The sequence below is a fragment of the Acuticoccus sediminis genome, from assembly GCF_003258595.1.
Taxonomy (GTDB): domain Bacteria; phylum Pseudomonadota; class Alphaproteobacteria; order Rhizobiales; family Amorphaceae; genus Acuticoccus; species Acuticoccus sediminis.
In genome coordinates, this window is sequence record NZ_QHHQ01000007.1 from 227,981 (window position 1) to 248,186 (window position 20,206).

Genomic DNA, 20,206 nt, shown 5'->3' on the forward strand with positions numbered 1-20,206 from the left:
CATGATCCGGTTCCTCGACTTTCTCTACGTGGCGCTCAAGGTCGCGATCACGCTGCTGATCGCGGCCCTCATCGTGCCGGTCACGATGCAGGTCCTGTCGCGCTACACGGGCCTCGTCCCGCGCTTCATCTGGACCGAGGAGCTCGCTCGGTTCTGCTTCGTCTGGATGATCATGGTCGGCTCCATGATCGCCGTCCGCGACGACACCCACTTCGACGTCGACCTGCTGCCGGTCCCGGAAACCGCGCGGGCACTCGGACTCTCCAAGCTCGTCCGGCACCTCGCGATGGCGGGGCTGGCGGTCGCGTTCCTCTGGTACGGCCGGCCGTTCGTCAATCAGGGGCTGATGCAGACGTCCGAGATCGCCGAGCTGCCGATGGTGACGATCTACATCGCCTGGCCACTCGTGGGCGCCGTATGGCTGGTGTTTCTGATCGAGAAGATCGTCCGCGACGTCCGGTACGTGCGGATGGGGCCGGTGGCCCTGCCTCCCTATGATCCGATCCGGCGCTCGGGCGATCTCGAGGCCGTGGAGCATGTCGATGTCCCCCGCTGAGGTTGCCGCCATCCTGTTCGGCACGTTCGTCGTGCTCGTGATCCTGCGCGTTCCCGTCGCCTTCTCGCTGGGGCTGGCGTGCGTGCCCGTCTTCTTCATCTCCGACCGGCTGACGCCGAGCCTGCTGTTCGACCAGATGTTCCGGTCCTACAACTCGTTCGTGCTCCTGGCCGTGCCGTTCTTCCTGCTGGCGGCGAACCTGATGAACTCGGCCGGCATCACGCAGCGCCTCGTCGACCTGTCGCGGGTGACGGTCGGGCACCTGCCGGGCGGGCTCGGGCACATCAACGTCCTCGTCTCGATGCTGTTCGCGGGCATCTCCGGCTCGTCCACGGCGGACGCGGCCGGGATCGGCTCGCTCCTCATCCCGCAGATGAAGAAGGAGGGGTACGACTCCAGCTTCGCCGTCGCCGTCACCGCGTGCTCGTCGGTGATGGGGGTGGTCATCCCGCCGTCGATCCTCATGGTCGTCTGGGGCGGGCTGATGTCGGTCTCGATCGGCGGGCTCTTCCTCGCCGGCATCCTCCCCGGCCTGCTGATCGCGGCGTCGATGATGGGGATCGTCTACATCTACGCGATCCGGCGCGGCTATCCGGTGTACCAGCGGGCGACGGCGCGCGAGTTCCTGCGGGCGCTCCTCGCCGCGCTGCTGCCGCTGGCGACACCGGCGATCATCATCGGCGGCATCGTCGGCGGCTTCTTCACGCCGACCGAGGCGTCGGTGATCGCGGTGATCTACTCGCTGATCCTCGGGATGCTCGTCTACCGCACGATCACGCTGCGCCGGCTGCCGGTAGTGCTTTACGACTCGGCGCGCTTCGCGGCGATCTCGCTGTTCTGCATCGGCACAGCGTCGGCCTTCGGCTGGATCCTGGCGTACTTCAAGATCCCCCAGGCGCTGGTCAACGAGATGGCGACGTGGGGCGCGGGGCTGACCGAGACCGGCATCCTGATCGCGCTGGCGTTCCTGATCGTGGGCATGTTCATCGACGCCATTCCCGCGATCATCATCCTCGGCACCGTGCTCTATCCGGTGGCGCAGGACGTCGGCATGCATCCGATCCACTTCGCGATCATCGGCGTCGTCTCGCTGGCGTTCGGTCTGGTCACGCCGCCCTACGGCCTGTGCCTCCTGATCGCGAGCGCCATCGGCGAGATCCGGATGGTGCAGGCGCTGAGGGATGTGGCGATCATCCTGTCCGCGATGATCGCGGTCCTGCTGTTCATCGTCCTGTTCCCCGACGTGATCCTCGCGCTGCCCCGCTGGCTCATGCCGCGCTTCGTCGGCTAGTTGCGCCGGCGGCCGGGCGCACCCGGAGCGGCCTCGTTCGGCGGGGCCGCGCCGCCACTCTCGCGGGGTGCGCTCGTCGGTGGCGCGGGGCCGGCGGCGTTGCTATTGCGCGTTCGCTCCAGCACAAGGAAGGTTGCCCGATGCCACGGCGGCGCGGTTCGCGCCCGTCACGGCACGGCCGAGAGGGCGCCGGCCCGACGCCATTGACGTTCCGGAGGAGATCGCCGCGCGCGATGGCGAACATCAACCTCAAACTCCTGCAGACCTTCGTCCTTGCCGTCGAGCACGGGAGCTTCCGCAAGGCCGCCGACGCCTCGAACCGCTCGCCATCCGCCGTCAGCATGCAGATCCGCGACCTGGAGGCGCAGATCGGCATCGCGCTGTTCAACCGGTCGGCGCACACGATCAGCCTGACGCCCGACGGGCAGATCCTCTACGACCAGGTGGCCCAGGCGATCGAGCACGTCGAGGCGAGCCTCGACCAGATCAAGGACGTGGCGGCCCGCCGGCGCACGAAGGTGCGGATCGCGTGCGTCCCCTCGCTGGCGGCGAGCCGGCTCGGTCGGATCCTCGCGACCTTCAAGCTGCGCTACCCGCGCAGCATCGTCGAAGTCGTCGAGGCGTCCACCGCGACCGCGCTCGGCCTCATCCGCGACCAGCAGGTGGAACTCTTCATCGGGCCGGAGGCGGCGGGCGCGAACGACGTCAGCTTCGAGCCGGTGATCGCCGACAAGATCGTCGCTTGCGTCCCCAAGGCGCTGCACAGCGGGGAAACCACGTTCCGCTTCGGCGATCTGGAGAGCTTTCCGCACATCGCGCTCAACCACAAGAGCTCGCTGCGGGGGCTGATCGACCAACTCGCGGCCGAGGCGGATGTCAGGCTCGACCTGCGCTACGAGGTCGAAAGCGCGCACTCGGCGCTCTCGTTCGTCTCCGCGGGGCTGGGGATCTGCCTGCTGTCGCGGATGTCGGTGTGGGGGCACCCCGCACCGGACACCGTCATCGTTCCGCTCGACCACCCGATGGCCTACCGCATGGTGGGGATCGTGACGGCGCGCGGCCACGTCCACCACAACTTCTCCGGCCAGCTTATCGACCTGATCCGCTCCGACCTCCAGGCGCTCGACCGGAGCTGGAGCTAGCGCGCCGCGCGGTGCCGTGTCAGGCGGTCTGGATCCAGACCGCCTTGGTCTCCAGGTATTCGCCGACGTGCTCGGTGCCGCCCTCGCGGCCGTAGCCGGACATCTTCACGCCGCCGAACGGCACCGCCGGGTCGATCGCGTGGTACATGTTCACCCAGACGGAGCCCGCCTTGAGCCGCTTCACCATCTTGTGCGCGGTGCCGAGGTCCCTGGTGAAGACGCCGGCGGCGAGGCCGTACGGCGTGGCATTGGCGCGCGTGACGGCCTCGTCCAGCGTATCGAACGGCATCGCCGAGATCACCGGCCCGAAGATCTCCTCGCGCGCGATGGTCATCTCGTCCCGCACGCCGCCGAAGACGGTCGGGGCGATGAAGTTGCCGCCGTCGTAGGCGGCGCCGGCGAGACGGGCCCCACCGGTGACGAGCTCGGCGCCCTCGCTCCGGGCCGAGGCGATGTAGGTCTCGACCTTCGCCGCCTGCGGGGCGTTGATGAGCGGGCCGAGGTCGGTGTCCGAGTCGAGCCCGTGGCCGAGGCGCAGGCCCTCAGCGTAAGCCGCCAGCCGCTCGAGGAACTCGCCGTGGATCGCCCGGTCGACGAAGAGGCGGGAGCCGGCGATGCAGATCTGGCCGGAGTGCGCGTACACGGCCATCGCGGCGGTCGGGACCGCCTTCTCGAGGTCGGCGTCGCGGCAGATGATCATCGGCGACTTGCCGCCGAGCTCCAGCGACACGTGCTTCAGGTTGTCGACGCCGGCGCGGGCGATCGTCTGCCCGGTCGCGGTCGAGCCGGTGAAGACGATCTTGTTGACGTCGGGATGGGAGGCGAGGGCGGCGCCGGCCTCGGCGCCGGTGCCGGTCACGACGTTCACCACGCCGTCCGGGGTGCCGGCCTCCTGCATGATCTTCGCGATCAGCAGCGGCGTCAGCGGCGCTTCCTCGGACGGCTTCAGGACCACGGTGCAGCCCGTCGCGAGGGCCGGCGCGATCTTCCAGATCGACGCGGCCGTGGGCGCGTTCCACGGAATGATCGCCCCGACCACGCCGACCGGCTCGCGCCGGGTGAAGGTGACGATATCGTTGGAGACGGAGTTGCTGATGGTGTCGCCGTGCAGCGCGGTCGCCTGTCCGGCGTAGAAGCGCAGCATGCCGATGACGCGGCGGCGGTTGCCGAGCGTGCGCGCGAGCGGCAGGCCCATGTCCAGCGTGTCGGAGACGCAGAGCTCGTTCCAGCGTTCCTCGAACATGTCGGCGATGCGCAGCAGCAGGCACTGCCGGTCGTACGGTGTGAAGGTCGACCACTCGCCCTCGAACGCCGCGCGCGCGGCCTTCACGGCGTCGTCGATGTCCGCCGCGCCGCCGCGGGGCACGCTCGCGAGGGGCTGGCCCGAGGCCGGATCGGTTACCGCGAGGACCTCGTCCGACCGTGCGCCGATCCATCGGCCACCGATGAACATGGGACGGAACTCGCCGGCATAGAGGGAGCGGGCGATCGCGCGCGGATCGAAGTTGAACGTCATCGGGTCGTCTCCAAAACCTGTGCAAGGTTGACCATTCTTTAGGCGGCAGCAAACCAGGAATCCTCACCGGGTGTTCAGGAAAACCGGCTGTGCCGCGTCGCCGATTTGCACGATCCTTCATCGTGAGCGCGCGCCATGCCGCAGGACCGCGCCGGCACCATTCGGGAGGCCCGGACCCGGGCCCCGTCCCGGTCGGTCCGGCCGCCCTGCACGCAACGAGACGCTGCGCCGATGCGCATACCGGGGGAGGGGGATTCCTTGAAGGATCGTTACGAGATCGCCGTCGTTCATGGAGATGGGATCGGGCCGGAGATCTGCCGCCCGGCCCTCGGCCTCGTCGACGCGGCGCTGCGCCAGGACGGCCTCATGCACTGGAGCGAGTATCCCGCCGGTGCCGAGCACTTCCAGGCGACGGGCGACGGCTTCCCCGAGGCCACCCGAAAGGCCTGCGCGGCGGCCGACGCGATCCTTCACGGCGCGGCCGGCATCCCCGGCGTGGTGCATCCCGACGGCACCGAGGTCGGCCTCGACTTCACGCTGGTCAACCGCTTCACGCTGGATCTTTACGCCAACATCCGGCCGATCCGCCTTTACGAGGGCGTCGCCTGTCCGCTCGCCGGGGTGAAGGCGGGCGAGATCGACTACATCGTCGTGCGCGAGAACAGCGAGGGGCTCTACGCCGCGCGCGGCGCAGGGTCGTTGCTGCGGGGCGAGATGGCCGTCGATCCGCTGGTCCAGACGCGCAAGGGCATCGAGCGGATCGTGCGCAAGGCGTTCGAGCTTGCGCAGCAGTCGAAGGGGGCGCCGTCGGACGGCGTGCGCCGCGTCACCTGCTGCGACAAGGCGAACGTCCTGCGGTCCTACGCCTTCTTCCGCCAGGTGTTCGACGAGGTGGCCCTCGACTATCCCGACATCGAGACCGAGTATGCCATCATCGACGCGATGACGATGCATCTCGTCCTGCGCCCGAGCCACTACAACGTGATCGTGACGGAGAACATGTTCGGCGACATCATCTCGGACCTCGCGGCCGCGACCATCGGCGGCCTCGGCCTCGCGCCGTCGGCGGAGGTGGGAGTCAGCAATGGGCTGTTCCAGCCCTCGCACGGGTCGGCGCCGGACATCGCCGGGAAGGGCGTCGCCAACCCCTACGGCATGGTCCTGTCCGCCGCCGAGATGCTCGACTGGCTCGGCCACGGCAACGGTGACGACCGCCTTCTCGCCGCCGCCGGCCGCATCAGGACCGCCGCGGCGGAAGGTCTGGCCGAGGGGCACATGACACCCGACCTCAAGGGCAAGCTGTCGACCGGCGAGGTAATGGACATCCTGGTCGGCAAAGTGGCGGGCATGGCCTGATGGCAGCGCTGACGCTCAACCTCGTCGGCCCGGGGCGGGTCGGGCAGACGATCTTCCGGCGACTGGTCGAGGCTGGGCAGCACACGGTGCAGGACATCGCGGCCCGCAGCCTCGAGAGCGCGGAACGCGCGGCGGAGGCGATCGGCGCCGGCCGCGCCACCACGCTCGGCGAGATGCGCGCCGCCGACGTCTGGTTCATCACCGTGTCCGACACGAAGATCACCGCGGTCGCCGAAGCCCTGGCCCGGTCGGCGCCAGGGCCGGCCATCGCGGTCCACTGCAGTGGGTTCCTGTCCTCGGAGGCGCTGGCGCCGCTCGGTGCCAGGGGGTGGTCGCTCGCCAGCGCGCATCCCGTGCTGACCTTCGCCGATCCGGCCGTCGCGGTGACACAGTTTCCGGGGAGCTACTGCGGGATCGAGGGTGACGAGACCGCGCTCGCCACCGTGCGCCCGCTGCTGGAGGGGATCGGCGCGCGCTGCTTCCCGATCCGCTCGGAGACCAAGGCGCTCTATCACGGCGCAGCGGTCATGGCGAACAACTTCGCCATCGTGCTGCAGGCGCTGGGCCGCGAGGCGTGGGCCGACAGCGGCGTCCCGGCGGACATTCTGGAGGACCTCCACGCGGCCATCCTGCGGCCGACGGTGGAGAATGTCCTCGCGATGGGGCCGGCCGCCGCGCTCACCGGCCCCGCCTCCCGCAACGACTGGGACGTGGTCACCCGCCAGCACCAGGCGGTGGCCGACTGGAACCCCGAAGCCGGGCAGGCCTACGAGAGCCTCAGCGTGATGGCGCGGCGGCTGAAGCATTCAGGCTCCACCCGCATCCGGCACCCCGAGGAGGATTGAACGATGGCCCGCCTCGACCGTGTCATTTCGGTGGAAGATGCCCGCGCCCTTGCACGCCGCACCCTGCCGAAGTCGATCTTCGAGTTCATCGACGGCGGCGCGGTGGACGAGCTGACGCTCGCTGACAATCGCTCGGGCTTCAATCGACTGCGCCTCGTTCCGAGGATGATGACGGACGTCTCGGCGCCGGACCTCACCATGGCGATCGACGGGCGCACCCTGCCGGCGCCGCTGGCGATCGCGCCGATGGGCTCGTGCATGCTCGCCTACCCCCAGGCCGATCTCGCGATCGCTCGCGCCGCGGCGGCGCGGGGGTTGCCGTACACGCTCTCCACCATGTCGACGACCGCGATCGAGGACATGGCGCGCGCGGTCGACGGCCCGCTCTGGTTCCAGCTCTACCCCTTCCGCGACTACGACTTCAATTTCGACCTGATGCGCCGCGCGGCCGGGGCGGGGTTCGAGACGCTCGTCGTCACCGTGGACCTCAAGGCCGCCGGCAAGCGCGAGCGTGACGCACGCAACGCCATGTCGATCCCGCTGCGTCTGACCGTGCGGCACCTCATGGAAGGGATGAGCCGGCCAGGCTGGGCGATGCGCTTCCTCGCCGGCGGCAAGCCGGACTTTGCCAACGTGCGCGGCTATGCGGGCGCGGCCGACAGCGGCCTCACCATCGCCGCCCGCGCGGCGCGGGACCTCGATTCGGCGATGACGTTCGACGGCATCCGCCGCCTGCGCGATGCCTGGAAGGGGCCGCTCCACGTCAAGGGCGTGCTGGACGCGGCGGAGGCGAAGGCGCTCGTCGAAGCGGGGGCGGACGGCATCTGGGTCTCGAACCACGGCGGCCGCCAACTCGACAGCGCCGTCGCCAGTATCGACGCGCTGCCGGCGATCCGAGCCGCGGTCGGGCCCGACGTGCCGCTCGTCATCGACTCGGGCGTGCGCCGCGGGATGGACATCATCAAGGCCCGCGCCGCGGGTGCGACGATCTCGGCGGTCGGCCGCGCGGCGATCTACGGCGTCACGGCGGGGGAGGCGGGCGTCGGCCGGGTGCTGGACATCCTGCTCGACGAGATCCGCAACGGCATGATGCTGGCGGGCACGCCCGATTATCGCGGCATCGGCGCCGATCTGCTTGCCCCGGCGGCGCGATGATAGACGCTCCGCCGGCCGACGATGACCCCACGCGCATACGCTCTCGCGCAACGCAGGCATCAATGCTAACGCATTGAACCCGAACTTGCCTAACCGGCAGATAAATCAACAAACAAGACGGGAGGATCCCATCATGGATAGACGTCAACTCTTGACCGGCGGTGCCATCGCGGCCGTCGGCACCACGCTCGCCGCTCCGGCGATCGCCCAGTCGCAGCCGGAGGTGACCTGGCGGCTCGCGTCGAGCTACCCGACCTCGCTCGACACCATCTTCGGCGCGTCCAAGGATCTCGCCGAGATCGTCGAGACGATCACCGAGGGCAAGTTCAAGATCCAGGTCTACTCCGCCGGCGAGCTGGTGCCGCCGCTGCAGGTGATGGACGCGGTCGGCGACAACACTGTCGAGATGGGCCAGTCGGCCGCCTACTTCTACACCGGCAAGGACTCCGCCTTCGCGTTCGGCACGGCGATGCCGTGGATGGGCAACGCGCGGCAGTACAATGCCTGGATCTACCGCGGCGGCGGCCAGGAGCTGTTCAACGAGTTCCTGGAGCCCTACGGCGTCTACCACCTGCCCGGCGGCAACACCGGCACGCAGATGGCCGGCTGGTACCGCAAGGAGATCAAGTCCCTCGCCGACCTCAAGGGCCTCAAGATGCGCATCGGCGGCCTCGGTGGCGCGGTGCTGGCGCGTCTCGGCGTGGTGCCACAGCAACTCGCGGCGGGTGACATCTACCCCTCGCTGGAGCGTGGCGTGATCGACGCGGCCGAGTTCGTCGGTCCCTACGACGACGAGAAGCTCGGCTTCGTGAAGGTGGCGCCGTACTACTACTACCCCGGGTTCTGGGAGGGGCAGGCCGAGCTCAGCTTCTTCATCAACAAGGGCCAGTGGGAAGGGCTGCCGGAGTCCTACCGGACCGCGCTGGCGACGGCGACGCGCGTCGCGGCCGCGAACCAGCTCACCAAGTACGATGCGGGCAACGCCGCCGCGCTGAAGCGGCTGATCGCGGCCGGTGCCCAGCTCCGCCCGTTCCCGCAGGACATCATCGAGGCCGGGTACAAGGAGACCATGGCGATGTACGCGGAGATGTCCGCCGCCAATCCCAAGTTCAAGACGCTCTACGACAGCCTGAGCGCCTTCCTCGCGGAGAGCGACACGTTCCTGTCGATCTCCGACTTCTACTTCGACTATTCGCGCTACATCGCCCGCCAGAAGGGCTGGGACAAGGCCTGACCGCCGACGCGACGAACGAAAAAGCCGGGGCAATCGCCCCGGCTTTTTTTGTGTCCGCCGGCCGGCTCTACTGGCCGAACACGGGCGGCGCGATGGGTTCCAGGCCGGGAAGCGTGCCGTCGTTCCCGCCCGCCGGCGCCGGCGGCTCGCCGGGGGCCGGGGCCAATGTGCCGCCCGGGGCGGGGCCGCCGACCGTCGGCGGTGCCAGCGGCTCCAGGCCCGGCAGGCCGGGAAGGTCGCCCGCCGCGTCTCCGCCGCCGATGGGCGGGCCGCCGGGGAGTTCGAGGGGCGGCAGGCCGCCCGGACCGGGGGACGGCGCGCTCGCGGACGGCTCGCCGATCCCTTCCAGGGCCGGAAGCGGCGCCTGCATCTCCTGCGGCACGGTGACCGGCGGCGGCACGTCCTTGTAGTGCATCACCAGTCCCGGGAAGATGATCACCAGCGCGATCATCGCGAACTGCATCAGGATGAACGGCACGACGCCCTTGTAGATCTCAAGCGTCTTCACCGGCGGCATCAGTGCGCCGGTGACCTTGTCCCGCCACGGATCCTTCGGCGCCACCGAGCGCAGGAAGAACAGCGAGAAGCCGAACGGCGGCGACAGGAACGAGGTCTGCAGGTTGATGCCGAGGATGACGCCGAACCAGATCAGGTCGATGCCGAGCTTGTCCGCGATCGGTGCCAGCAGCGGCAACGCGATGAAGGCGATCTCGAAGAAATCCAGGAAGCAGCCCAGGATGAAGATCATGATCGTGACGGTGACGAGGAACCCCGTCGCGCCGCCCGGCAGCGACAGCATCAGCTCCTCGACCCAGACGTTGCCGTTGATGCCGTAGAAGGTCAGTCCGAAGACGCGCGCGCCGATGAGGATGAACATCACGAACGCCGACAGCCGCGTCGTGGAGTCGAGCGCGCGCTTGAGGACGTCGAGCGACAGGCGCCGCTTGGCGATGGCGAGGATAAGCGCTCCCGTCGCCCCCATCGCGCCGCCCTCCGTCGGCGTCGCGATGCCGAGGAAGATCGTGCCGAGCACGAGGAAGATCAGCGTCAGCGGCGGGATCAGGACGATCACCACCTGCTCGGCGAGGCGTGAGAGTATGCCGAGCCCGAAGTGCCGGTTGGCGAGGCTGAAGAGGTAGGCGGCGAGCGTCCCCGTCACGCACGCGGCGACGAAGCGCGGCTCGTAGCGCATGCCGGCGTAGAGGAGGTAGTAGCTCGCGTAGCACAGGCCGACGGCGACGATGACAAGGGCCAGCAGCGACCAGACCCCGCCGCCCAGCGTGCGCCCCTCCGGCGGCAGCGCCGGGACGAGGTGCGGCCGGAAGACCGCCAGGAAGGCGATGTAGGCGCAGTAGAGCCCTACCGTGATCAGCGACGGGTAGAGCGCGCCCGCGTACATGTCGCCCACCGGCCGGCCGAGCTGGTCGGCCATGACGATGAGGACCAGCGACGGCGGCACGATCTGCGCCAGCGTGCCGGAGGCGGCGATGGTGCCGGCGGCGAGCGGGCGGTCGTAGCCGTAGCGCATCATGATCGGAAGCGAGATCAGCCCCATCGCGATCACAGACGCGGCGACGACGCCGGTGGTCGCCGCGAGCAGCGCGCCGACCAGGATGACGGCGAAGGCGAGGCCGCCGCGCACCGGCCCGAAGAGCTGGCCGATCGTCTCCAGCAGCTCCTCGGCCATGCGCGTTCGTTCGAGGAGGATGCCCATGAACGTGAAGAACGGCACCGCCAGCAGCGTGTCGTTGTACATCACGCTGTAGATCCGCTCCGGGTGGGACTGGAGCAGCGTCCAGAACAGGCGGATCTCGTTGGAGATGCTGGATAGCTCGACGCCGATGACGAAGAAGATCAGCCCGCCCGCCGCGAGCGTGAACGCCACCGGATAGCCGAGCAGCAGCATCGCCATCACGGAGACGAACATGATCGGCGCGAGGTTGTGCGCAATGAACTCAATCATGGGGCATGCTCTCGCCACCGGCGGCGAGTTCGGCCGGGTCGTGCGCCTCGAGGAGCGGGTCGTCGATCAGGCCGCGGATGACGGCGATGCGCTTGACGATCTCCGATATGGCCTGGAGCAGGAGGAGGGAGAACCCCAGGAGTGCCATCAGCTTGGCCGGCCAGATGATGAGGCCGCCGACATTCGACGAGTGCTCGCCCGAGGTGAAGGAACGCAGGAACCAGGGGACGCAGAGCCAGACGATGAGGGAGGCGAACGGGACCAGGAAGACGACGTGGCCGAAGAGGTCGATCCAGTCCCGCGTGCGCTTCGTGAAGCGGCCGGCGAGGATGTCGATCCGCACGTGGTCGTTGCGCTGGAGGGCGTAGGCGGCGGCCAGCATGAAGACGGTGCCGAACAGGTACCACTGCAGCTCGAGCCAGGCGTTCGACGACATGTCGAATGCCTTGCGCACGATCGCGTTGCCGGCGCTGACCAGCACCGCGACGAGGATCAGCCACGACACGTTCTGGCCGATCAGCGCGTTTATCCTGTCGATCACACGCGACAGTGCGAGCAATCCTCGCATTCTTCCCCCTCCATGTCGGCATGGTTGGACACCCGCGCGCCCGTCCAGCGGCGCGGTGGCGCCAAGACGGGAACGCCCCGATGCCGGGCGGCACGGGACGCGCGCTCCAACCTTTCGGATGCAGCCGATGCTCGGACCGGGCGTCCGCCCGTTCCGGCGCTCCCTTTACGCGGTGACGGACGTCCGACGGAAGAGCTCGACGAGCAGAGGGAGGTGCGACGCGCCCTTGCCGTCGGCGACGACCGCGTCCAGCGCGGCGAGGACGCCGTCCGCGATGGTGTGCTGCGCGCCGGCCTGCTCGGCCATGGTGCGGTAGTAGCCGATGTCCTTGAAGCCGTTGCTGATCGCAAACGGAATGCCGGATGCGTCGCCCCGGGTGATGAACGGCGAGAGCCGGTCGAGCGCCGTGCCGCCGCCACCGCCGTGGGCCAGCACGTCGACGAAGACCTGCGGGTCGATGCCGGCGTCGGCCGACTGCGCCGCCGCCTCCGCCAGCAGGGACATGAAGCCTACCGCGACGAAGTTGTGCAGCAGCTTCATGCGATGGCCGGCGCTGAGATCGCCGACGTGGTCGACACGCTCCGTGAAGGACTCCAGCACCGGCTTGACCTTGGCGAGCACGGCAGCGTCGCCGCCGACGAGAAGGTTCAGGACGCCGTCGTGGGCGTGCTGGACCGTGCGCGTCATCGGCGCGTCGATGAAGGCGCCGCCGGCCTCGGTGACGCGTCCGGCCATCGCGAGGGTGGATTGGGGAAGCGAGGTGGAGCAGTCGACGACGATCGCGCCGGGGCGGAGTGCGGCGAGGACGCCGTCCGGTCCGGTGAGCACGGCCTCGACCTGGGCCGAACCGGTGACGCACAGGATGATGACGTCCGACGCGGCGGCCACGTCACGCGGCGTCGCGCAGCGGGTGGCGCCGAGGGACAGGAGCTCGTCGACGGGTTGGTTGCCGGGGTGGTCGAGGAAGCTGAGCTTGAACTTGCCACGCATCATGACATTGCGGGCAATTCCGTGCCCCATCATGCCGACACCGATAATCCCAACGTCCATGCTTCACTCCTCCCCGGCCACCGCTGGCAGGTGGCCGTGCGTGTTCTTGTCCTCGCCGCAACGGGCGAGCGTCGCGCAGTTCGGCCGGCACTCTGCGCAAAACGCAAGGAGCATTTTCTGACGCGGTGTTCGACTTTTTTGATCGAACCCGTGTGCGCCGGCCCGCCGCGCCGCGATGCGCCATTTGCCGCAAGCACGCCGTGAGCGTCGGGCCGGCAGGGGATGGTGGCGCCGCGGGCCGTTGATCCGGCGCTGGCGGCGCGGCCGTTTCGGTGCGGGATGGATCCGTCAGTGCCCCTTGGGAGGCTCGGGGTCACCGAAGGAGATATCGCAGTACGTAAGAGAGTGATCGCCGCCGGAGTACAGCCAGAACATCCCGTCGTCGAAGGATGAAAAGGCGATCCGTCGCACGACGGCGTCGGGCAGGATCTCCAATCCGAAGTATGGCTCCGGATGATCAAGGGTAAGATCGTCGTCGACGACTTTCATCAGCCATCGGCATCCATGTCGCGCAATAGATATACCGAAGGTTGGATGCATATCTATCTCTGAACTGCAGTATCTTGCCGAAGATTGTCGACGCGTGGGGCCGGGTTCGGAAGCACCATTGTTGGTGTCCCGCGCTATCCCTTCGGCTGATGCGGATCAGACCGGACCTCGTGTCCGGCGCGGCCCCCGCCCTGCGTCCGCGGGTCCGCGAACGGTTCGAGGCGGGCGAGCGGGCCGCCGGAGCGACCCTCCGGAGCGATCCCGGGGCGGGGTGCATCGGTCCGGACGACCCGCGGTCCGGAGCCGATGAGAGCGGTCGAGCGGCATGGAACGGCGCTGGAGCACCGGGCGAGGGCAAGCTCCAGCGCCGGTCCGTGTCTCGCGGATCAGGCGATGTTGTCGAAGGTCGGGGCCCTACAGGGCGAGCGGTCCGACGGCCGCGCCGCCGTTCGCCCGGCGCCGGACCGCGAGGGGAGGCCGTGCCGTCAACGCGGCCGGCACCTCGACGCGCGCAGGACGGCGCGAGAGGACCCCGTCGAAGTAGTCGATCACCTTTTCCAGCCCGCGGCGCAGCGGCACTTCGGGCTGCCAGCCGAGCGCCTCGGTGGCGCGGGTGATGTCGGGTCTGCGCTGGCGCGGATCGTCCTGCGGCAGGGGGCGGAAGACGAGCTCGGACCGCGAGCCGGTCAGCTCCAGCACCAGGTCCGCCAGCCCCCGCATCGTGAACTCGACCGGGTTGCCGAGGTTGACCGGATGCAGCACGCCGGGCTCGTGGTCCATCAGCGCGCGGATCCCCCTGATCAGATCGTCGACGTAGCAGAACGAGCGTGTCTGCATGCCGTTGCCGTAGAGCGTCACCGGCTCGTTCTTCAGCGCCTGGAGGACGAAGTTGGAGACGACGCGGCCGTCGTCCGCGTTCATCCGCGGCCCGTATGTGTTGAAGATGCGAGCCACGCGGATCTCGAGGCCGTATTGCCGGTGATAGTCGTAGAAGAGGGTCTCGGCGCAGCGCTTGCCCTCGTCGTAGCAGGATCGCGGGCCGATCGAGTTGACGTTGCCCCAGTAGGTCTCGTCCTGCGGATGGACCGCAGGGTCGCCGTAGATCTCGCTGGTGGACGCCTGGAAGACCTTCGCCTGCGTGTGCCGGGCGAGCTCGAGTGCGTTGAGCGCGCCCATCACGTTCGTCTTCACCGTCTTGACCGGGTCCGACTGGTAGTGGACGGGCGAGGCCGGGCAGGCGAGGTTGTAGATCTCGTCGACGTCGGCGTGGACCGGCACGGTCACATCGTGCCACACGAGCTCGAAGTTCTCCTCGTCCATCAGGTGAGCAATCTTCTCGCGCGCGCCGGTGTGGAAATTGTCCAGACAGATGACGGAGTGACCGTCGGCGACGAGACTCTCGCACAGGAACGACCCGAGAAAGCCGGCCCCGCCGGTGACGAGGATGGTCTTCTGCCGTGTCATGACTCTGAATCCTTCTGTTCAGCAGCGGGTCCGACGTCAGACGCCGCGTAACCGTAAAAGCGAGGCGAACGTTCTCAGGATGATCGAAATGTCGAACCAGAAGTCGGTGTTATCGATGTAGTATTCGTCGAGGAGCTCCTGGGTCGCGACGTCGGCGTCGCTGCGATCGGAGATCTGCCAGAGGCCGGTGAGGCCCGGCACCACGGTGGCGCGCTTGGCGCGGAAGTCCGGCCGCATCGCCGCGAGGTGGTAGTCCGGGAACGGGCGCGGGCCGACGATGCTCATGTCCCCGGCGATGACGTTGAGAAGCTGCGGCAGCTCGTCGAGGCTCGACGCGCGCAGCAGGTGCCCGACCACCGGCAGGACGCGCGGGTCGCGGCGAAGCTTGAAGTGCATCATCCACTCCGCGCGCGCCGCGGGATCGCGGGCGAGAAGCCCGTCGAGGATGGCTTCGGCGTCACGGTACATGGTGCGCAGCTTCAGGACCCGGATCGGCCGACCGCCCAGTCCCTCGCGGGTCTGCCGGTAGAACACCGGGCCGGGGTCGACGATGGCGATCCCGACCGCCGCGAGGAGCACCAGCGGTGCCGCCAGCACGGCCGCCGGGATGGCGATCGCGAGGTCGCAGAGGCGCTTGCCCGGGTAGGCGTGCGCGGGTCGTCCGGCGAGGCGCAGGCCGATCTCGGACTTGAGGTCGCCCGGCTGCAGCCCGGCAAGGCGCAGGCGCGGCAGGTCGGCGAGAACGATCACCTCGTCGTAGGCGCTGCGCAGTCGGCGCACTTCGCCGGTGGAGGGGAGCGTATCGCCCGCGAGGATCAGGGTCGCCGCAGCGCGGCCATTGGCCGCCGGGACCAGGCCGCAGCGCCAGTTGGCGCGCAGGAAGGCGGCGACGGCGGCGGCACGGTCCGGGCTCGCCGCGATCTCGACCGGCGTGCCCCAGATCTCGAGCCGGCGCAGTCCGCGGCAGACCGCCGTGTCGAGCACGATGGCGAGGGCACCCGCTAGGACGAGGAGCGCGGCGACCGCGACGACGGCGTTGGCGCCGACCCCGATGAGCAGCACGCCGGCCACCGTCGCCGTGGCGCCGGCCACGAGCGCGGTGAGGACGCGACGCCGGACCACCTCCTCGTGGGTCAGGCGGTACCCGGGGTAGAGCCCGCAGGCCGCCCGCAGGAGGATCGCCACGACCGCGGTCAGGGCCATCAGCGGACCGGACGCGGCGAGGCCGAGCCCCTGAAGCACCGCCAGGACCAGGATGCCGGCCGCGGTGAAGGCCGCCGCGTCCGCGAGCGCCGTTGCGACGAAGCACAGGACCGGGCCGCTCCCGCGCCCTGCCGTCGCTATCGCGATCATCCAGGCGGGCCGGGGGGCGGCGGTGGCCACGGCACTCTTTAAGTGAGGGTCGCCGTCGAAGGGCTCGGAGTACGTGTCGGTCATAGGCGCTTCTCACCGGTGACGCGGTACGGACGGTTCCACCGGCCCGACCGGCCCGATCCGGGAGGCGGGGCGGCGTATGGGCGGGGTGGATGCATCAGCGTCTGCACGAGGGCGGGCGGACGACGGCGCAGCCCTTGCGGGCGCAGCGTCGGCCGGGGCCGCCCGCGCAGGACGCCGACGGCGGGATCACAGGCCGGCGGCCCGCCGCGCGGCCTTCGGCGAGGCGAGCGCCACGATCTTGCGCGCCGCCACCTGGTCGTCGATCCAGCTGTAGGTGGCCCGCAGACCGGCTTCGAGCGTCTGGCTGGGCGCCCATTTCAGCGTTTTGCGGATGAGGGCATTGTGCGAGTTGCGCCCGCGCACGCCCTCGGGCCCGGCGATGTGGCGGATGCCGAGATCCTTGCCGGAGATCCCGATCACCAGCCGGGCGAGCGCACCGATGGAGATCATTTCCTCCGAACCGATGTTGACCGGGTAGGCGTAGTTCGAGCGCAGGAGCCGCACCGTGCCCTCGACGCACTCGTCGACGTAGAGGAACGAGCGCGTCTGCCGGCCGTCGCCCCAGATCTCGATGTCCTCGCCGGATTGCGCCTCGGCGACCTTGCGGCAGATGGCGGCCGGCGCCTTCTCCTTGCCGCCGTCCCAGGTGCCCTCGGGACCGAAGATGTTGTGATAGCGGGCAACGCGGCAGGTCATGCCGTAGTTGCGGCCATAGGCCATGTAGAGCCGCTCGGAGAACAGCTTCTCCCAGCCGTACTCGCTGTCCGGGTTGGCCGGATAGGCGCTGGACTCGCTGCAGTTCGGATTGTCCGGGTCCTGCTGGTTCTCGGCCGGGTAGATGCAGGCCGAGGAGGAATAGAAGATCCGGCCGACGCCGACCTTCCGGCACGTGTCGAGGACGTTGAGGTTGATGGTCGCCGAGTTGTGCATGATGTCGGCGTCGTGGGCGCCGGTGAAGATGTACCCCGCACCGCCCATGTCGGCCGCGAGCTGGTAGACCTCGATGAACCGTCGATCGATGCACGAGCGCACGAACGCCTGGTCGCGCAGGTCGCCCACGACGAACTCATCGGCCGCGCTGGGGCTGAACTCGTTGTGCTTCAGATCAACGCCACGGACCCAAAACCCTTCGGTCTTGAGACGCCTGACCAGATGGCCGCCGATGAAGCCGCCGGCCCCGAGGACGAGTGCAGTTCTTGCCATAGGATGAGTGGTCCTGTGAGAGGTTGAGTCTCGCAGGGCGGCGACGGTCTCCCGTCCGCCCAGCAGGTCCCGGCAGGATGGCATCGCGGGCCGGGTGGCGAAGCTGACCAATGTGGTCCGCCGGCAGCGCCGATCGGGCAGTCATCCGCCGAATGGGGGCCACGCCGCCGCGCGAGGGCCGCCGCCTCCCTCACTCGGTCCGCCGATCGGCCAGCCCGCCCGGGCGGGTGCCTCGGACGGACGTGTGCGCCGCACCACGCCCCGCCTTGGGATGGAGGAGGGTGCAGGACGGCCGGCCGGAACCACCGGTTGGGTGTCTCGCCCGCCACGACCGGCGCGCTCGGTGCGTCCCGCGCTCGCACGGCGGAACGGGTTCGTCCGATCGGGGGAGGGCACGGCCTCAGGGTGGCGCTTCGGATGAGGCGCAGAGTGCGCGCCGACCGATTGAAGGCGTTGGAAGGGGAGGGCCTGCCGGGGATTACTGCCCGCGCAGAATAGTGGCCGAGGCTTCCGATGGCTGAGATCAATTCGCTGACCGTGGCTCACCCGCTGGAACGGCGGTCGGGTGGCCCGGCGTCGGTGCCGCCCGCCACTGTCGCCCGGGTCAACGTGCTGGGTGTCGCCGTCTCGGCCCTCGACCTCGGCCGCGCGGTGCGGCGCATCCTGGCGGCTGTCGCTGCCGGGGAGCGAGGCTATGTCTGCGTCTGCGGTGCGCACGGCGTCATCGAGTGCCGCGACGACGAGGCGCTTCGGCAGATCCACAACGACGCGTTCCTGGTGACGCCCGACGGCATGCCGCTCGTCTGGGCCCTGAGGCAGGCCGGGCACGAGGATGCTGGCCGGGTCTACGGCCCGGACCTGATGGCGGCCCTGGTGCGGGCCGGACAGGACGCCGGCCTGAGGCACTATCTCTACGGCGCGACGGACGAGACGCTCGCGGCGCTCCGGGACGGCCTTTCGCGAATCGCTCCTGCCGCGCGCATCGTCGGATCGTTCTCGCCCCCCTTCCGTCCGCTGACCGGCGAGGAGGAGGAGGCCGTCGCGACCGCCATCGACGTCTCGGGCGCGGACATCGTCTGGGTCGGGCTGAGCACGCCCAAGCAGGAGCGGTGGATGGCGCGGATGCGTCCGCTTCTCGGCGCGCCCATGCTGATCGGCGTCGGTGCCGCGTTCGATTTCCACGCCGGCAGGAAGCGGCAGGCACCGCGCGTCCTGCAGACGCGTGGTCTCGAATGGGCCTTCCGCCTCGCGTCGGAGCCGCGCCGCCTGGCACGCCGCTACGGCCGCGTCGTGCCGCGCTACCTCTATCTGCGAAGCCTCCAGCGGTTGGGACTCAAGTCCTTCCCGATCGCCGAAACTCACCGCTCCGGCGCGCCCCTCCCCCGGATCTCCTCCGAATAAGCTCGATCCCGCCGCCCGGACTGCGGACTGGCCCGTGCCGATCCCGACGTCGTCGCCGGCTTCGACCTGCTTCGCCATCCGCTCCTGCCGATGCGTTGCCGGTGGCGTTGCCGACGAGGCGGCGCGCCCGCGGCGCCAGCTGCGCGCAGCGCCTCGTTGCGCGTCAGGTGGGCTCTATCGCCAATATGGTCGGCAGTCCGGCAAGCGTCATTCCCGGCGGTCCGGGAAAGAGGGCCGTCGCGCGCGGCCCGTCGACCCGCGGGAGCGCGGGCCAATCGAGGCAGTCCGCGTTCGAGCGGTTCGGCGGTTGCCGCCGCCATGAGCGGCAGCATCGGTTCATTCGGTCGGTCCGAAGCTCAAACCGTCCTCCACGCCGGCGCCGCGGTGCGCGCGATGGTGCGGTGCAGGTCCTCGAGGCGGATGACGTAACCCTCGATGCCGAACTGGGAGAGGAAGAGCGTCCGGCCGCCCTCCGAGAGGCGCGTGCGCAATGCCGGGTCGGCGACGAGCCGGGCGAGCGCTCTGGCCAGCGCCCTGGCATCGCCGACCGGCACGAACAGGCAGGAGCGCTCGTCCTTCAGCACCTCGTCGTGCGCCCCGACCCGGGTCGTGACCACGGCGAGGCCATGGGCCAGACCCTCGAGGACCGCCATCGCGAACCCCTCGCCGTGGGAGGGCAGGACGAGGATGTCGGCCCCGGCGCACAGCGCCCGCGCGTCGGCTTCGCCGAGCCAGCCGGGCAGGCTTACCCGGGAGGTCAGGCCGAGCGCGGCGGCACGCTCGGTGTAGTCCTCGACCGGTCCGTCGCCGGCCAGCGTCGCGTGCCAGTTGCCGCTGTCCATCACCGGACTCGCGAGGGCGTCGAGGAGCTCGGGTACTCCCTTGCGTGTCCCGAGCTGCCCCAGGAAGACGATGCCGACGGGCGCGCCGGCGCGGGGAGCGTCCCGCTCCCTGGAACCCGGGTCCGGGACGCAGTTGCGCAGGATCGAGACGCGCGCCGGCTCCACGCCGAGGAGATCGACGACGGTCGACCGGTCCCGCCGCCCCAGCACGATGACGTGGTTCGCGCCCCGGAAGAGGCGCCGGATCATCCATTGCTGCCATGCGGGCCGGCGGATGAGATCACCGGCGTAGTCGTAGTCGTGGAGGTGGACCACGTGGCGGCAGCCGGTCCACCGCGCGACGGTCCCGAGGATCACCTTGCGCGCCGTGCTGCCGCGGCCGGCGATGTGCAGATGATGCACCCGGTTCGGCAGCAGCACGCGGTCGACCAGCATCTCCGCAAGGGCGACCGCCAGCACCGGCGGCGAGCGCATGACGGACCAGCGAGGACCCCGCGTGTCGGTCACGTAGTGACAGCCGCGCGCCGGCGCGTTGTCGACCACGTAGCCGACGAGCCGGCCGATGCCGCCCCCATGCTCGCATCCCCCGGCCACATAGTGCCGGGCGGTGGGGTGCCCGATCTCGGATCGCATCGTCACATGTCCCCGTTACATCATGTCGTTACGGCACCACCGCCCGGGGCGCCGCCGACGC

The 20,206-nt window shown here is 69.6% G+C and carries 17 protein-coding genes; 8 read left to right on the forward strand and 9 right to left on the reverse strand.

What is annotated here, in order from left to right:
* The first annotated feature begins 1 nt into the window (after nt 1).
* The 3 genes from DLJ53_RS26820 (at nt 2) to DLJ53_RS26830 (ending at nt 2,989) form a co-directional block, all read left to right on the forward strand.
* Nucleotides 2–556: a TRAP transporter small permease gene (locus DLJ53_RS26820; RefSeq protein WP_111351139.1), complete on the forward strand. Its 555-nt coding sequence runs from the start codon at nt 2–4 to the stop codon at nt 554–556.
* Nucleotides 543–1,847, forward strand: a complete 1,305-nt coding sequence (locus DLJ53_RS26825; RefSeq protein WP_111351373.1) for a TRAP transporter large permease — start codon at nt 543–545, stop codon at nt 1,845–1,847. The genes DLJ53_RS26820 and DLJ53_RS26825 overlap by 14 nt, the downstream gene beginning before the upstream one ends.
* Nucleotides 1,848–2,080: 233 nt before the next feature.
* The gene (locus DLJ53_RS26830) at nt 2,081–2,989 is read left to right on the forward strand and encodes a LysR family transcriptional regulator (RefSeq protein ID WP_111351141.1); all 909 of its coding nucleotides are present in this window, start codon (nt 2,081–2,083) and stop codon (nt 2,987–2,989) included.
* 19 nt (nt 2,990–3,008) lie between these two features.
* Here DLJ53_RS26830 and DLJ53_RS26835 read toward each other — a convergent pair whose 3' ends face one another.
* Nucleotides 3,009–4,505, reverse strand: coding sequence for an aldehyde dehydrogenase family protein (locus tag DLJ53_RS26835; protein WP_111351143.1), 1,497 nt, complete (start codon nt 4,503–4,505; stop codon nt 3,009–3,011).
* 258 nt (nt 4,506–4,763) lie between these two features.
* Between DLJ53_RS26835 and DLJ53_RS26840 the strand changes: the two genes are divergently transcribed.
* The 4 genes from DLJ53_RS26840 (at nt 4,764) to DLJ53_RS26855 (ending at nt 9,095) form a co-directional block, all read left to right on the forward strand.
* Nucleotides 4,764–5,861 carry an isocitrate/isopropylmalate dehydrogenase family protein gene (locus tag DLJ53_RS26840; protein WP_111351144.1) on the forward strand — a complete coding sequence of 366 codons (1,098 nt, stop codon included), beginning with the start codon at nt 4,764–4,766 and terminating at the stop codon, nt 5,859–5,861.
* Nucleotides 5,861–6,706 carry a Rossmann-like and DUF2520 domain-containing protein gene (locus DLJ53_RS26845; protein ID WP_111351146.1) on the forward strand — a complete coding sequence of 282 codons (846 nt, stop codon included), beginning with the start codon at nt 5,861–5,863 and terminating at the stop codon, nt 6,704–6,706. Before DLJ53_RS26840 ends, DLJ53_RS26845 begins: the two co-directional genes overlap by 1 nt.
* 3 nt (nt 6,707–6,709) lie before the next feature.
* Nucleotides 6,710–7,861: an alpha-hydroxy acid oxidase gene (locus tag DLJ53_RS26850; RefSeq protein WP_111351147.1), complete on the forward strand. Its 1,152-nt coding sequence runs from the start codon at nt 6,710–6,712 to the stop codon at nt 7,859–7,861.
* Nucleotides 7,862–7,994: 133 nt separating this feature from the next.
* Nucleotides 7,995–9,095: a TRAP transporter substrate-binding protein gene (locus DLJ53_RS26855; protein ID WP_111351149.1), complete on the forward strand. Its 1,101-nt coding sequence runs from the start codon at nt 7,995–7,997 to the stop codon at nt 9,093–9,095.
* A 67-nt stretch (nt 9,096–9,162) separates the two neighbouring features.
* Here DLJ53_RS26855 and DLJ53_RS26860 read toward each other — a convergent pair whose 3' ends face one another.
* The 7 genes from DLJ53_RS26860 to DLJ53_RS26890 all read right to left on the reverse strand — a co-directional run bounded on the left by DLJ53_RS26860 (nt 9,163) and on the right by DLJ53_RS26890 (nt 17,269).
* Complete coding sequence (locus tag DLJ53_RS26860) at nt 9,163–11,058, reverse strand: TRAP transporter large permease (protein WP_111351150.1); 1,896 nt, start codon at nt 11,056–11,058, stop codon at nt 9,163–9,165.
* Nucleotides 11,051–11,626, reverse strand: a complete 576-nt coding sequence (locus tag DLJ53_RS26865) for a TRAP transporter small permease subunit (RefSeq protein ID WP_111351152.1) — start codon at nt 11,624–11,626, stop codon at nt 11,051–11,053. Before DLJ53_RS26865 ends, DLJ53_RS26860 begins: the two co-directional genes overlap by 8 nt.
* A gap of 165 nt (nt 11,627–11,791) precedes the next feature.
* Entirely contained in the window at nt 11,792–12,676 is an 885-nt protein-coding gene (locus tag DLJ53_RS26870) for an NAD(P)-dependent oxidoreductase (protein ID WP_111351154.1), read from the reverse strand.
* 288 nt (nt 12,677–12,964) lie between these two features.
* Nucleotides 12,965–13,165 carry a hypothetical protein gene (locus DLJ53_RS26875; protein ID WP_111351156.1) on the reverse strand — a complete coding sequence of 67 codons (201 nt, stop codon included), beginning with the start codon at nt 13,163–13,165 and terminating at the stop codon, nt 12,965–12,967.
* Nucleotides 13,166–13,579: 414 nt separating this feature from the next.
* Nucleotides 13,580–14,629 (reverse strand): UDP-glucuronic acid decarboxylase family protein, encoded by a 1,050-nt coding sequence (locus DLJ53_RS26880; protein ID WP_111351157.1) that lies wholly within the window; start codon nt 14,627–14,629, stop codon nt 13,580–13,582.
* A gap of 36 nt (nt 14,630–14,665) precedes the next feature.
* On the reverse strand, nt 14,666–16,066 hold the full coding sequence (locus DLJ53_RS35620) for a sugar transferase (RefSeq protein WP_111351159.1): 1,401 nt from the start codon (nt 16,064–16,066) through the stop codon (nt 14,666–14,668).
* A 186-nt stretch (nt 16,067–16,252) separates the two neighbouring features.
* The gene (locus DLJ53_RS26890) at nt 16,253–17,269 is read right to left on the reverse strand and encodes an NAD-dependent epimerase/dehydratase family protein (protein ID WP_111351160.1); all 1,017 of its coding nucleotides are present in this window, start codon (nt 17,267–17,269) and stop codon (nt 16,253–16,255) included.
* 513 nt (nt 17,270–17,782) lie between these two features.
* Here DLJ53_RS26890 and DLJ53_RS26895 point away from each other — a divergent pair.
* Complete coding sequence (locus DLJ53_RS26895; protein ID WP_111351162.1) at nt 17,783–18,670, forward strand: WecB/TagA/CpsF family glycosyltransferase; 888 nt, start codon at nt 17,783–17,785, stop codon at nt 18,668–18,670.
* A gap of 356 nt (nt 18,671–19,026) precedes the next feature.
* Here the strand turns inward: DLJ53_RS26895 and DLJ53_RS26900 are convergent, their stop codons facing one another.
* Nucleotides 19,027–20,145 carry a glycosyltransferase gene (locus DLJ53_RS26900; protein ID WP_111351163.1) on the reverse strand — a complete coding sequence of 373 codons (1,119 nt, stop codon included), beginning with the start codon at nt 20,143–20,145 and terminating at the stop codon, nt 19,027–19,029.
* Nucleotides 20,146–20,206 lie beyond the last annotated feature (61 nt).